Genomic DNA, 14,276 nt, shown 5'->3' on the forward strand with positions numbered 1-14,276 from the left:
TTCTAGAAATAGATATCGGCCGCAGATATCGCCCGTGGACCTTGCGCTGTTTGCAAGATCAGGTTCCCCTTAAGATCGACTGTCTCAAAGCGACCGGCAATTTCGGCTTGGCCGGTCCGCGCGGTGATAATTTCGCCCAGACGCGCGGCTTTGGATAGCCAGTCATCGCGGATGCGGCGAAACCCAAAGGTCGTGAGCTTATCTTCTTGTGTCGCGTAGGCGTCGGCCAACACCGCCAGAAAATCCTCGGGCGTGACATCCCAACCACCCGCAGACTTCAGGCTTGTCGGCGCAAACGCCGCATGCGTGACACCTTGCGGCACATGCAGCAGATTGACGCCGATCCCGATCGATAGCCAGTCCACGTAGGGGCCCTGACCGCTGCTTTCCAGCAAGATGCCGGCGACCTTGCCGCCGGACAGCAGCACGTCATTTGGCCATTTCAGCGACAGTTTTTCGGGCTGCACATAGATGGATAGTGCGGCAAACAGGGCATTCGCGGCCATAAAGGACCGCTTTGCAGCTTCGGGCGCGGTGCAATTCGGTTTAAAAACCAACGTCGCATTCAGGTTCCCCTGCGGCACAACCCATGCGCGCCCGCGCCGCCCCCGCGCGCCGGTCTGGGTATGTGCCATGATCCAGGTTGGCTGTTCCAGCGTTGGCGCAAGGCGCGCTGCCTCGATCATGGTGCTTTCCACAGTGTCGCGGATTATGCACCCATAGCCTTCAGGCCAATGCGCGTGTGCGCTGTCAGTTGACAAGCGTTGCTGCCGCCGCTGCGGCCACTGTTTCGATCCCGAACAAATTCACAATACCCAGCACCATCACCGCGGCAGAACCCATCAGGAACGCCCAAAGTACCGGGGTCAATTTTCCGTCCAGCGCGTCGCCTTCCTCGCCAAAGTACATGTAGAACACGACACGCAAGTAATAGAACGCACCAATGACAGACGCGACAACACCAGCCACTGCCAGCCAGCCCAGACCGGCATCATAAGCTGCGCGCAGCACATAGAATTTGCCAAAGAAACCAACCATCGGCGGCACACCGGCTAAGCTGAACATCAGCACCAACATCGCAAGGGCGCGCAGCGGTTGCCGTTTTGAGTACATGCGCAGGCTTTCGATGTTTGTCACCGGGCGGCCGTCACGTTCCATACCAAGGATAAAGGCAAAGGTACCGACGTTCATGGTGATATAGATCGCCATATAAATCAGCATCGCCTGCACACCCAACGCAGTCCCCGCTGCAAGCCCCATAAGAGCAAAGCCCATGTGCGCAATCGACGAATAAGCCATCAGGCGTTTGATATCTTTTTGACCAATCGCGGCGACAGCGCCCCAGAACATCGACACGACGGCAAGGAAAGCAACGATTTGCTGCCAATCACCGACAATACCGCCAAAGGCATCGTGCACGACCCGTGCAAACATCGCCATCGCCGCCACCTTTGGTGCCGTCGCAAAGAACGCTGTTACGGGTGTTGGCGATCCCTCGTACACATCAGGCGTCCACATGTGGAACGGCGCTGCTGATACTTTGAACGCCAGCCCGGCAATCAAGAACACAATGCCGAACAATAACCCCAGTGATGGCGATTGAGCCGTTGCATCGATGATCCCGCTGAACAGGGTGGTGCCGGCAAAGCCATAGGTCAGCGATGCCCCGTACAGCAGCAAACCGGACGACAATGCGCCCAGCACAAAATACTTAAGCCCTGCCTCGGTCGACTTGACGCTGTCACGGCGCAAGGACGCGACGACATAAAGCGCGAGCGACTGCAGCTCAAGACCCATGTACAGCGCCATCAGATCGCCAGCGGACACCATCACCATCATGCCAACCACCGAAAGGGCCACCAGTATCGGATACTCGAACCGCAACAGACCACGACGCTGCATATAGGCCTCGGACATCAGCAAAACCGCGGCGGCGGACAGCAGGACCATGATCTTTGCAAAGCGGGCAAAACCGTCGTCGTTGAACATGCCGCCAAAGGCCGTCTGGGTGCCCTGCCCTGTAATGCCGATCCAAGCGGCCAAAAGAACGAACACGCCTGATGTCAGCCAAGTCAGCAGCGGTGCCGCCTTGTCTTTGGTCGTGTAAACAGCGCCAAGCAATGCCAGCATGGCATAAACAGCCAGCAGGATTTCGGGCATGACGATTTGGATATCTGCGGAAATCATGTCATCCGTTCCTTAATGCGATGCAACTTGGGCGACGGTCTTAAATCCCGCCACAGCTGTTTCATAGTTGTCAACCAACGCGGTCACGCTTGGCCCAATGATATCCAGAACCAATGCCGGGTAGACACCCAACAAAATGGTCATCACAACAAGCGGTGTGAATATCAGTTTTTCACGCGTGGTCATATCGGTGATTGTCTTCAAGCTTTCTTTGATCAGGTCGCCCATGACAACGCGGCGGTACAGCCACAGCGCATAAGCCGCCGAAAAGATAACGCCTGTCGTCGCGATTGCTGCCACCCATGTGTTGACCTGAAAAATACCCATCAGTGTCAGGAATTCCCCAACGAAGCCTGATGTACCAGGCAAACCCACGTTTGCCATCGTGAAGAACATAAAGATCAGCGCATAGGCCGGCATCCGGTTCACCAGACCGCCATAGGCGCTGATTTCGCGGGTGTGCATCCGGTCGTAAATTACGCCAACGCACAAAAATAGCGCGCCCGAGATAAAGCCGTGGCTGATCATCTGGAAAATCGCACCGTCAATGCCCTGCTGGTTCACGGCGAAAATACCCATCGTGACATAGCCCATGTGTGCCACCGACGAATACGCAATCAGCTTTTTCATGTCGTCCTGCACCAGCGCCACCAGCGACGTATACACAATCGCGATTGCCGACAGCCAAAGAACCAACGGCCCCATGACTTCGGATCCGATCGGGAACATCGGCAGACTGAACCGCAAGAATCCATAGCCGCCCATCTTGAGCAGGATCGCGGCCAGAACGACAGAACCCGCCGTCGGCGCCTGAACGTGGGCGTCAGGCAGCCATGTGTGAACGGGCCACATCGGCATCTTCACCGCAAAGCTGGCAAAAAACGCAAGCCATAGCATCGTTTGCATGCCACCCACGATGTGGATGCCAAGAACGCTGAAGTTCTCTGATGCAAAGTCGAAGGTCATCAGTGTCGGAATATCGGTCGTACCCGCCTGCGAGAACATCGCAACCATTGCAACCAGCATCAGCACCGACCCGAGGAACGTATACAAGAAGAATTTAAACGAAGCATAAATCCGGTTCTTACCGCCCCAAATCCCGATGATCAGGAACATCGGGATCAGGCCCGCCTCGAAGAACATGTAAAACAGCACCAGATCCAGCGCCATAAACACACCCAGCATCAAGGTTTCCAAGATCAGGAAAGCAATCATATACTCTTTGACGCGGGCAGTGACGTTCCAACAGGATGCGATCACAAGCGGCATCAGGAATGTGGTCAACATCACAAAAAGAACGCTGATCCCGTCAACGCCCATCTTATACTGAAGCCCCAGCAACCAAGGCTGCTCTTCAACCAGTTGAAAGCCCGTGTCATTCTGATCAAAATTGCTCAGGATAAAGAGCGACGCAAGAAAAGTGGCCACCGTGGCTGCCATTGCAACCCATTTTGCATTCTTCTGCGCAGCGGCGTCATCCCCACGCAGGAACAGTGCCAAAATCACGGCTGCACCCAGCGGAATAAACGTCGTAAGTGTAAGGATGTTACCCATTAGTTTGCCCCTCCGGTCATCGAGACCCAGGTCAGCAGAACTGCAATCCCCAGAACCATTGCCAGCGCATAAGTGAACACATAGCCAGACTGCGCACGCGCAGAGAGCCTTGTGAAGAATGGAATGATGCCCATGGCCAAACCGTTAATTCCGCCGTCGATCAGTTTCGTATCCCCCTGCTTCCACAGGAAACGCCCAATCGCAAAAGCGGGCCGGACGATGACGACATTATAAAGCTCGTCAAAGTACCATTTATTGAGCAAAAAGTTGTAAAGCGGCGCTTGCTGCTTGGCCAACCGGCCGGGCAGATCAGGACGGCGGATATACATGTGATATGCTAAACCAAGCCCAGCCAACATCGCGATAAAGGGTGACAGCTTGACCAGCCAATTCACCTCATGTGCCTCGGTCAGGATGTGATTGTCTGGCGACATATGGATTGCGCCCTCTCCCGGAGCCCCCGTCAGCACATAGTGATGTTCGCCAGCGTTCGCATCCATCGTTTCTGTACCGTGGTCTGTCGCTTCGCCATGACCTGCGTCGGACGTGACCACAACATGGCCCGCCTCTGCGGCAACAACATCGTGGCCTTCGGCCACAGCCTCATGCGCGCCAGCCTCTGCATAGGGAACGCCAAAGAACTTGCCGATCTTGTCGGTGTGCCCGAAGAATGCGCCGTAGCCGACCATCCCGCTAAAAATCGCGCCGATCGCAAGCACATAGAGCGGCACCAACATCGAATTGGGGCTTTCATGGGCGTGATCATGGGTGTGTGCGTCGCCACGTGCTGTTCCAAAGAACGTCATGAACATCAGGCGCCAGCTATAGAAACTGGTCATAAACGCCGCGATCAACAGCATCCAGAACGCATAGCCGCCATTGGTGCCGGCATAAGCGCTTTCGATGATCGCATCTTTGGAGACAAATCCCGCAAACCCGACAGGGAAGCCGATATACAAGAACGGAATACCAACCCCGGTAATGGCCAACGTCCCGATCATCATCATCCAGAACGTTTTGGGAATCTTATGGCGCAAGCCGCCATAGTTCCGCATATCCTGCTCGTGGTGCATAGCGTGAATGACAGAGCCCGCCCCCAGAAACAGCATCGCCTTAAAGAACGCATGCGTCAGCAGGTGGAACATCGCGACGGAATAGACACCCAGACCGGCGGCAACAAACATATATCCCAGCTGCGAACAGGTTGAATACGCAATCACGCGTTTGATATCATTCTGGACCAAACCAACCGTTGCCGCAAAGAATGCGGTCGTCGCACCAAGGAAGACGATAAAGTTCGTCGTTTCCGGCGCGTATTCCATCAGCGGCGACATGCGGCACACAAGGAAAACACCAGCGGTTACCATGGTTGCCGCGTGGATCAGGGCCGACACTGGGGTGGGCCCTTCCATCGCGTCCGGCAACCATGTGTGCAAAATCAACTGCGCGGATTTACCCATCGCACCAATAAACAGCAGCATCGCAATCAGGTTCGCTGCATTCCAGTCGCGCCACAGGAAATGAAGTGACTGTTCGGCAAGATCGGGCACAGCCGCAAAAATATCGTCAAAACGGATGCTATCCGTCATCATATACAGCGCGAAAATACCAAGCGCGAAACCAAAGTCACCAACGCGGTTCACCACAAACGCCTTAATCGCCGCTGCACCCGCTGATGGTTTTTTATAGTAGAAACCGATCAGCAAATATGACGCGACACCCACGCCTTCCCAGCCAAAGAACATCTGGACGAGGTTGTCAGACGTCACCAGCATCAACATCGCAAACGTAAAAAACGACAGATAGGCGAAAAAGCGGGCCTTATACGCAACGCCTTCGCTAAAGTTATCGTCGTGCGCCATGTAGCCAAAGGAATAAAGATGCACGAGAGCAGACACCGTGGTGATCACGATCAACATGATCGCGGTAAGCCGGTCCATGCGGATCGCCCATTCGGTGGATAATGTGCCGCTTTCGATCCAGCGCAGAATAGTGATGGTTTCGGTCGTGCCATCAAAGGTCAGGAACACAATCCAAGACAGGAAAGCCGCCAAAAACAACAGTCCTGTCGTGATCCACTGTGCGGCGGTTTCGCCCATCAGCTTCCAACCAAAGCCGCCGATGATTGCGCCCACCAGTGGGGCAAAAAGAATGGTGGTTTCCATTTGCGTTAGCCCTTCATCACGTTGACGTCTTCAACGTCGATGGTTCCGCGGTTGCGGAAAAAACAAACCAGAATGGCCAGACCGATCGCGGCCTCGGCAGCGGCAACGGTCAGCACGAATAGGGTGAACACCTGTCCGACCAAGTCATCAAGATAGCTCGAGAAAGCGACAAAGTTGATGTTCACCGCAAGCAGCATCAACTCGATGCTCATCAGCAAGATGATCACGTTCTTACGGTTCAGAAACAGGCCAAAGATCCCGATGACAAACAGGGCTGCAGCCACCGCCAGATAATGTTCAAGTCCGATCATTCATTCGTCCCTCCGGGGATATTCCCCGATATTTTGTTTGTCGCATCCCAGCGGTCATCCGGGATCTTCAGCAGCGCCTAAAGGCCCTGCCCCGGTTTCACGTCTTTGAGTTCCATCGCCTTGGCCGGATCGCGGTGCATTTGCGCGATAACGTTCTGGCGTTTGATGTCGACCCGGTGGCGCAATGTAAGCACAATCGCACCGATCATCGCGACCAGCAGGATCAGGCCCGCCAACTGGAACAACATAATGTATTTGTCATAGATCAGCATACCAAGGGCGGCGGTGTTATCCGCATCGCCCGCTGGTGCGGCAACGCGCACGTTCACACCATCCGAGAAATCCCATACGCCAAATGCCAGCGCCAATTGCATGATGATCACGATCCCGATCAGCAGCGCCAATGGCATGTATTTCGCCATCTCAGCCTTCAGTTCGGCGAAATCAACGTCCAACATCATCACGACGAACAAAAACAGCACCGCGACCGCGCCAACATAGACGATAATTAACAGCATCGCGACGAATTCAGCGCCCAAGGTGACGAAAAGCCCCGCCGAAGACAAAAACGCAAGGATCAGCCAAAGCACCGAATGCACCGGGTTGCGACTGATCACTGTGAACAAACCACCCACAACCGTGGTGATCGCAAACAGATAGAATGTGAACGCGAAAACACTCATGCGGTTTCGTCCTTTTCCAACACTTCATTTGCCAATTCCATGGCCTTTGTCATGGCAGGCACACCGCCAAACATTCCCATTTGGGCAATCGTTTCCGCGATTTCCTGCTTTGTCGCGCCCGCCTCGATCAGGTGGCGCACGGTCAATCTGATCTGAGATTCGGCTTGTGCCCCCAACACGGTCAGCCCTGCAAGGGTCAACAGCAGCCGCGTCTTGGCGTCAAGCCCGTCCGGGTTCACGCCCTTGCCAAAGAACATCTCCATCGTGTCCTTGGACATCGTCGGCCACAGGTTTTCAAAACCTTTTGGCGTAAACGCATCCAAGTCGACATTCATCGACTTGGCCCAGTCCTGGCTCATCTTCATCATCGCTTCAAAGGGATTGTTGTCGGTCATGCGGCATCCAATCTCGCTTGCAAAACCTTCGCATGTTCTAACCATGCATCAAAGTCGTCGGACTCTTCCCACAAATCGTAGAGTTCTGAAGTGTCAGCATCCGATATGACGGCTTCAAGCCCTTCGAGGGTCCGCGCCTGAACGTTATCGATATCAAGCAGCGCGTCTTTGTGGTCTTCTACGGGTTCGGCCAATTGGTCCGACAGGTTTTCATCCATCTTACCCAATGCGGCGCAGACAACTTCGGCCAATGCGACAATCGCAGACCCGATATCTGCATCGATATAGCCGTCGGCAATACCTTCGGCGCTTGCAGATAGAATGTCAGACACCGCTGACGCACCAAACTCACTAAAGTCGGACAGCCAATCTTGGCTGCCGTCGTTATCCAGTGATCCTACGCCCCAAGCGCCCATGTCCTGGCCCCTTACCGATACGGCGCGTCAAGCTCGAGATTGCGCGCAATCTCGGATTCCCAACGGTCGCCATTGGCCAAAAGTTTGGCCTTGTCGTAATACAATTCCTCGCGGGTTTCGGTGCTGAATTCGAAATTCGGACCCTCGACAATGGCATCCACCGGGCAGGCTTCCTGACAGAAACCGCAGTAGATGCATTTTGTCATGTCGATGTCATAGCGCGTGGTGCGGCGTGAACCGTCATCGCGGGGTTCGGCATCAATGGTGATCGCCTGCGCCGGGCACACGGCCTCGCACAGCTTACAGGCAATGCAACGTTCTTCGCCATTGGCGTACCGGCGCAACGCGTGTTCGCCACGAAACCGCGGAGACAACGGCCCCTTTTCATGCGGATAATTCAACGTGGCCTTGGGGGAAAAGAAATACTTCATCCCCAGTTTAAAACCGACCCAGAAATCCTGAAGCAGGAAATATTTCGCAGCACGTGTGTAATCCATTTGGGTCATATCAGCCTCCCATCGTCCAGCGGGCCCAGAAGCCGCCGAGAACTTCGTATTTTGCAAGGAATGACACCAGAACGACCCAACCCAATGACATTGGCAAGAAAACTTTCCAGCCGATCCGCATCAGTTGGTCATAGCGGTAACGTGGTGTGATCGCTTTGACCATCGAGAACATGAAGAAGCACATCGCCATCTTCAGGATCATCCAAAAGATGCCATCGGGCAGGAATGGCAGCGGGGACAGCCAGCCGCCAAAGAACAATAGCGAGATCAGTGCGCACATCAGCACGACCGCCATCAATTCGCCAATCATGAACAACAGGAACGGTGTTGACGAATATTCAACCTGATAGCCCGCAACCAGTTCTGATTCCGCCTCTGGCAAATCGAACGGCGGGCGGTTGGTTTCGGCCAGCGCCGAGATAAAGAAAAGGAACAACATCGGGAAGTGCGCGACCCAATACCAGCTTAGCAATCCGGCGCCGCGCTGTGCCTCGACGATATCGCCAAAGTTCATTGACCCGCTCGAGATAATGACACCGATGATGATCAAACCAAGCGACACTTCGTAAGAGATCATCTGTGCGGCAGACCGCAACGACCCGAGGAACGGATATTTCGAGTTGGACGCCCAACCACCCATGATCACGCCGTAAACCTCAAGTGAGGACACCGCGAAGACAAACAAGATGGCCACGTTGATGTTGGACAATACCCAACCATCGTTGAAAGGGATCACCGACCAAGCGACCACGGCCAGCACGAACGAAATCATCGGCGCAAGGAAGAAAACAAATTTATCGGCCCCGGCGGGTACGACAATTTCCTTGACGATGTATTTCAGGAAATCCGCGAACGATTGCAGCAGGCCAAAGATCCCAACCTGGTTTGGCCCCTTGCGCATCTGCACGGCTGCCCAAATTTTGCGGTCCGCGTACATCAAAAATGCGAGCGCGACCAACAAAGGGATCAGGACCAAAAGACACTGGCCCAAAATCACAAGGACGATCCCAAGGTTGGTATTGGTGAAGAACTCGACCATCTTTATTCCCTCACACCGTATTGGCGGTGTCCTGTTTTGACGCAGCGCATATGTCGCTTACGCCGCCGATGCCAGCCCTTTCGGGCTGAAATTCATGGGGTCATTGCCCCGGTGTTATTCTGCCGCGATCGGCGGGTTTGCCCGCGCTTTTGCGTTCGCGCTCAGCTCGGCCATCAGGCTCGATGCCCGCGCAATTGGGTTCGTCAGATAAAAGTCGCGCACGGCGCCAACGAAATCTGCCTTGCCCGGCTTGATCACGGGCAAAGGTTGCCACGCGTTTTCGGCCACAACATCAATGTCACCAAGGTGCGGATGCGCCGCAATCAGCGCCTGACGCAGTTGCGCCAAACTGTCAAAAGGCAGTGTCGCCCCCAACTCTGCGGACAGCGCCCGCAAGATCGCCCAGTTTTCCTTGGCCTCTCCCGGTGGGAAGCTGGCACGCATTGCAAGCTGCGGACGCCCTTCGGTGTTCACAAACAGACCGTTTTCTTCGGTATAGGCGGCGGCAGGCAGAATGATATCTGCGCGGTGTGCGCCACGGTCACCGTGGCTGCCCTGATAAATTACAAATGCACCGGGTGCGATGTCGACTTCGTCGGCACCAAGGTTGTAAATCACCTCGGCATCTTTGATCGCATCCATTCCGCCGTCGGTCACGGCCCCGACATCCATCGCGCCAACGCGGGATGCTGCGGTGTGCAAAACCATGAATTTTGAACCGGCTTTGCCAGCGGCCTTCATTGCTTGTGCAAGAACGGCGGCGCCGTCTGCTTCGCGCAGCGCGCCTTGGCCGACGATCATCACGCTGCGGGTGCCTTGCTTGTCGGAATGATCCATCGCGGCAAGCTTTTCAAGCGCCGCGCGGTCTGTTCCCATCTCTGTGACATCATACGTCAAATCAGCCACTGCACCGATCCGCGCGACCTTTGCGCCACGCAACCAAGCCTTGCGGATACGCGCGTTGAGCACGGGTGACTCCAGCTTGGGGTTTGTGCCCACGAGCAAAATCATCTCGGCGGTGTCGATATCTTCAATGCGTGCGGTGCCGACATAGCCAGACCGGTTTCCGATGGGCAGCTTTGCGCCATCTGTGCGCGATTCGACAACGCCACCCTGCCCTTCGACAAACTGCTTAAGCGCGAATGCGGCTTCGACAGGGGCCAGATCACCAACCAGCCCGGCGATCTTCTTGCCGTTCATCGCGGCAGCAGCGGCGGTTAATGCCTCTGCCCAGCCTGCTTTGCGCAACTTGCCGTTTTCGCGAATATAGGGTGTATCAAGACGCTGCTTGCGCAGACCGTCCCAAACAAAACGGGTTTTATCTGAAATCCATTCTTCGTTCACGCCGTCGTGGTTGCGCGGCAGAATGCGCATCACTTCACGGCCCTTCGTATCAACCCGAATGCTTGCGCCAAGCGCATCCATCACATCGATTGATTCGGTTTTCGTCAGCTCCCAAGGCCGCGCTGTAAACGCGTACGGCTTCGAAACCAGCGCACCGACAGGACACAAATCAATGATATTGCCCTGCAAATTCGAATCAAGCGTCTCACCCAAATAGCTGGTGATCTCGGCATCTTCGCCGCGACCAGTTTGGCCCATTTGCGTGATGCCGGCAACTTCGGTGGTGAACCGCACGCAGCGTGTGCAGGAAATACAGCGCGTCATGTGGGTTTCGACAAGCGGGCCCAGATCCAGATCTTCGGTCGCACGCTTGGGTTCACGGAACCGGCTGAAATCTACGCCGTAGGCCATTGCTTGATCCTGAAGATCACACTCGCCACCCTGATCGCAGATCGGACAATCCAGCGGATGGTTAATCAGCAGAAATTCCATCACGCCTTCACGGGCTTTTTTCACCATAGGCGAATTGGTTTTCACGACAGGCGGCTGACCTTCGGGACCAGGGCGCAAATCGCGGACCTGCATCGCGCAGGATGCCGCAGGTTTTGGCGGGCCGCCGACGACCTCGACCAGGCACATCCGGCAGTTACCAGCAATTGAAAGCCGTTCGTGATAGCAAAAACGTGGGATCTCGATCCCTGCCTCTTCACAGGCCTGAATGAGGGTCATCGCCCCATCCACTTCGACCTCAGTTCCATCAATGACGACTTTGCGTAGATCAGACATGGCGTGCCTTTATATTCCCGTTCGCGCCTGCCTCATGCGTTCGAGGTGGGACCGCGTCTGAGGCGTTCTAACGCGCTCGGAAACATGATGCCAGTCAGTTTGGCAAAAAAGACACCAAATTTCGTGTCAATTATGTCTGTCTACCGCAATAGCCAGCCAACACGGGTCTTTGCCGCAATTTGCGCCGCGCCCACGGCACAATATGTCGTGGGCGCACCTTCAACAGCGCCGAGCATCGCAAGCTGTTCGCGCGCCATCCCCTCAAGGCGGCGTTTTTCGGCACGGTCATCAACATATGCGTCAATTTCCGCATCGGAATATCCCAATGCCGAAGCACGGTTTTTTAACGATTGCAGAAATGTCAGGCCGCGCCATGTGCGGGCACTGATTTCGTCACATTGCTCGGAAATTTCGTACGCCATACCCACGTGAATAATGCCATCGCGAATTTCGGCCACATCCTTGAGCGCGGTCTGCGCGGACAGGCTGCTAGCAGCGCCGACAGATGCACAGACGATTGCTGCAAAAAACATGGTGGATTTATTCATAACAGTTCTCCTGCGTGCGCAGCTTGCCTGCACACTCTGATCGAACAAGACATTGCGTCGCGAGGGCGGATATTCAATATCACTGCGATGATATCTTTGTGCGAGCGCTGCCGAGCGCGGATCGCACCAGCGCAGCCTGATCACATTAACGACGTCGTTGACGTGTCGGTGATATCCCGGCCAACGCCTTGCGCAGAAAGGCAAAGCACAAGATCATGCCGATCACCGCAAGTGCGCCAGATGCGACATACGCCCAAACTGGCGCAAGCCCCGCCCGCACCGAAAGCATTGTGAACCAAGCCGGCACACCACAGACAGCGCAAGTAACAAGGGCCGCGCAGAAACTGGCGGCCCCGTCAATAAAGGTACGAAGGGTCATTCGGGTCAGACCGGGATAAGCAACGCACTTAGCGCGGAACCTTCAAGGAACTCGGCGTCGCCAGCCGGACACAAATCCGCTGCTGTCAGATCAACGCCATGTTTCGCGCTAAAGCTACGCTCGGCCACACCGGTTTCGGTTTCAATCGCAAGCCGCAAAGGAATCGCCGACAATGAACCACGCCCGACCTCGTTGCGTCTTTCATTCAGCTCCGCATCCAATACGGCATCATAGCGATAGCGCGCGCAATTACGCGCAACATCGTTCGCGACCTTCAATGTCGCGTAATATACTGGCGTCGACATCGTATACAGCTGTTGCACGGCGGGATCATCAAACGGGCGTGCCGCCTTGGATCCGGTTGCACATGCGGCAAGCGTCAGCGCCGCGCCCATCATCAGTCCCCGAACGATCATTCTGCTGCAATCCCCGCTACACGTTTATGTTTGATCCGGTCTTCAATTTCATCCCGGAAGTTTCTGATCAGGGCCTGGATCGGCCATGCAGCCGCATCACCCAGCGCACAAATCGTGTGCCCCTCGACCTGCTTGGTAACAGAGAACAACATATCGATTTCGTCAACCGATGCATCACCTTTTACCAAACGCTCCATAACGCGCATCATCCAGCCGGTGCCTTCGCGACACGGCGTGCACTGACCACAGCTTTCGTGTTTGTAAAACTTCGACAGACGCCAGATCGCTTTGATCATATCGGTGGACTGGTCCATCACGATTACGGCGGCGGTGCCAAGGCTCGATCCTTTTTCCTTAAGCCCGTCGAAATCCATAATCGCATCGCGCATGTTTTCACCACGCACGTTCGGAACGGATGACCCGCCGGGAATCACGGCCTTCAAATTGTCCCAACCGCCACGGATGCCACCGCAGTGCTTTTCGATCAGCTCCTCAAAGGTGATTCCCATTTCTTCTTCGACGACGCAGGGATTGTTCACGTGCCCAGAAATCGCAAAAAGCTTGGTGCCCGCGTTATTCGCGCGCCCAATTCCCGAAAACCACCCGCCGCCGCGCCGCAAAATCGTCGGAACAACCGCAATGGATTCGACGTTGTTCACCGTGGTGGGGCAGCCATAAAGCCCGGCACCCGCAGGGAACGGCGGCTTCATGCGCGGCATTCCCTTTTTGCCCTCAAGGCTTTCAAGAAGCGCGGTTTCTTCGCCGCAAATATAGGCGCCGGCACCGTGTGTCAGGTAGATGTCAAAATCCCAGCCGGATTTGGCAGCATTTTTACCCACAAGACCAGCGGCATAAGCCTCGTCAATCGCGGCTTGCAACGCTTCTTTTTCACGGATGTATTCACCACGAATGTAGATATAGCAGGCATGCGCGTTCATCGCGAAGGACGCAATCAAACATCCTTCGACCAATGTGTGCGGATCATGACGCATGATTTCACGGTCTTTGCATGTGCCCGGTTCAGATTCGTCGGCGTTCACGACAAGGTAAGACGGACGTCCGTCGCTTTCCTTGGGCATAAAGGACCATTTCAGACCCGTTGGAAATCCTGCTCCGCCGCGGCCGCGCAAACCAGAGGCTTTCATCTCGTTTACGATCCAGTCGCGGCCTTTTTTAATGATATCGGCGGTTCCGTCCCAATGGCCACGTGTCTGCGCACCCTTCAGGGTCCGATCATGCATACCGTAAAGGTTCGTGAAAATCCGGTCTTCGTCTTTGAGCATCAGCTTTCGCCCTTGTCGTTCTGGCGCGTCCGCCAGAGTTGAAATGTCAGCCATAGCGCAAAACCGAATCCGGCAAGCGCAATAAGGTCAAATAACGCGCGGGTCCGCACGGACCAACCGAAATGTGACCCTGCCCAAGTCGCCAAAATCCATAAAATACCTGTTCCCGCAAGAAACAACGCAGTACGTCGTCCTATTTTGGCTTGGTCGGCATTTGGTTCTTGGCTCATGTGCGAAACGGTGCCCTGCGACACCGCCTTTCTT

16 protein-coding genes are annotated in these 14,276 nt (G+C 55.2%); all 16 read right to left on the minus strand.

What is annotated here, in order from left to right:
* Nucleotides 1–2 precede the first annotated feature (2 nt).
* The 16 genes from ACXJGX_RS01545 to ACXJGX_RS01620 all read right to left on the minus strand — a co-directional run bounded on the left by ACXJGX_RS01545 (nt 3) and on the right by ACXJGX_RS01620 (nt 14,242).
* Nucleotides 3–761, minus strand: coding sequence for a biotin--[acetyl-CoA-carboxylase] ligase (locus ACXJGX_RS01545; protein WP_474778377.1), 759 nt, complete (start codon nt 759–761; stop codon nt 3–5).
* The gene (gene nuoN, locus ACXJGX_RS01550) at nt 751–2,187 is read right to left on the minus strand and encodes an NADH-quinone oxidoreductase subunit NuoN (protein WP_474778378.1); all 1,437 of its coding nucleotides are present in this window, start codon (nt 2,185–2,187) and stop codon (nt 751–753) included. Before nuoN ends, ACXJGX_RS01545 begins: the two co-directional genes overlap by 11 nt.
* Nucleotides 2,188–2,199: 12 nt before the next feature.
* Nucleotides 2,200–3,741, minus strand: a complete 1,542-nt coding sequence (locus ACXJGX_RS01555) for an NADH-quinone oxidoreductase subunit M (RefSeq protein ID WP_474778379.1) — start codon at nt 3,739–3,741, stop codon at nt 2,200–2,202.
* The gene (gene nuoL, locus ACXJGX_RS01560; RefSeq protein ID WP_474778380.1) at nt 3,741–5,906 is read right to left on the minus strand and encodes an NADH-quinone oxidoreductase subunit L; all 2,166 of its coding nucleotides are present in this window, start codon (nt 5,904–5,906) and stop codon (nt 3,741–3,743) included. Before nuoL ends, ACXJGX_RS01555 begins: the two co-directional genes overlap by 1 nt.
* Nucleotides 5,907–5,911: 5 nt before the next feature.
* On the minus strand, nt 5,912–6,217 hold the full coding sequence (gene nuoK / locus ACXJGX_RS01565; protein WP_113776488.1) for an NADH-quinone oxidoreductase subunit NuoK: 306 nt from the start codon (nt 6,215–6,217) through the stop codon (nt 5,912–5,914).
* Nucleotides 6,218–6,294: 77 nt separating this feature from the next.
* Complete coding sequence (locus ACXJGX_RS01570) at nt 6,295–6,900, minus strand: NADH-quinone oxidoreductase subunit J (protein ID WP_474778381.1); 606 nt, start codon at nt 6,898–6,900, stop codon at nt 6,295–6,297.
* On the minus strand, nt 6,897–7,295 hold the full coding sequence (locus ACXJGX_RS01575) for a carboxymuconolactone decarboxylase family protein (RefSeq protein WP_474778382.1): 399 nt from the start codon (nt 7,293–7,295) through the stop codon (nt 6,897–6,899). Before ACXJGX_RS01575 ends, ACXJGX_RS01570 begins: the two co-directional genes overlap by 4 nt.
* The gene (locus tag ACXJGX_RS01580) at nt 7,292–7,711 is read right to left on the minus strand and encodes a DUF4259 domain-containing protein (RefSeq protein WP_474778383.1); all 420 of its coding nucleotides are present in this window, start codon (nt 7,709–7,711) and stop codon (nt 7,292–7,294) included. The genes ACXJGX_RS01575 and ACXJGX_RS01580 overlap by 4 nt, the downstream gene beginning before the upstream one ends.
* A gap of 11 nt (nt 7,712–7,722) precedes the next feature.
* Nucleotides 7,723–8,217, minus strand: a complete 495-nt coding sequence (nuoI, locus tag ACXJGX_RS01585) for an NADH-quinone oxidoreductase subunit NuoI (protein WP_474778384.1) — start codon at nt 8,215–8,217, stop codon at nt 7,723–7,725.
* 1 nt (nt 8,218) lies between these two features.
* Nucleotides 8,219–9,256 carry an NADH-quinone oxidoreductase subunit NuoH gene (gene nuoH, locus ACXJGX_RS01590; RefSeq protein WP_474778385.1) on the minus strand — a complete coding sequence of 346 codons (1,038 nt, stop codon included), beginning with the start codon at nt 9,254–9,256 and terminating at the stop codon, nt 8,219–8,221.
* 114 nt (nt 9,257–9,370) lie between these two features.
* The gene (gene nuoG / locus ACXJGX_RS01595; protein WP_474778386.1) at nt 9,371–11,386 is read right to left on the minus strand and encodes an NADH-quinone oxidoreductase subunit NuoG; all 2,016 of its coding nucleotides are present in this window, start codon (nt 11,384–11,386) and stop codon (nt 9,371–9,373) included.
* A gap of 140 nt (nt 11,387–11,526) precedes the next feature.
* Nucleotides 11,527–11,934 (minus strand): DUF5333 domain-containing protein, encoded by a 408-nt coding sequence (locus ACXJGX_RS01600; RefSeq protein WP_474778387.1) that lies wholly within the window; start codon nt 11,932–11,934, stop codon nt 11,527–11,529.
* Between the two features lie 145 nt (nt 11,935–12,079).
* Nucleotides 12,080–12,313, minus strand: a complete 234-nt coding sequence (locus ACXJGX_RS01605; protein ID WP_474778388.1) for a hypothetical protein — start codon at nt 12,311–12,313, stop codon at nt 12,080–12,082.
* A gap of 5 nt (nt 12,314–12,318) precedes the next feature.
* The gene (locus tag ACXJGX_RS01610) at nt 12,319–12,729 is read right to left on the minus strand and encodes a hypothetical protein (protein WP_474778389.1); all 411 of its coding nucleotides are present in this window, start codon (nt 12,727–12,729) and stop codon (nt 12,319–12,321) included.
* Nucleotides 12,726–14,012, minus strand: coding sequence for an NADH-quinone oxidoreductase subunit NuoF (gene nuoF, locus ACXJGX_RS01615; RefSeq protein WP_474779153.1), 1,287 nt, complete (start codon nt 14,010–14,012; stop codon nt 12,726–12,728). Before nuoF ends, ACXJGX_RS01610 begins: the two co-directional genes overlap by 4 nt.
* Nucleotides 14,012–14,242 (minus strand): DUF5337 domain-containing protein, encoded by a 231-nt coding sequence (locus ACXJGX_RS01620; protein WP_474778390.1) that lies wholly within the window; start codon nt 14,240–14,242, stop codon nt 14,012–14,014. Before ACXJGX_RS01620 ends, nuoF begins: the two co-directional genes overlap by 1 nt.
* Nucleotides 14,243–14,276: the final 34 nt, after the last annotated feature.

The organism is Yoonia sp. SWMV100, from assembly GCF_056108365.1.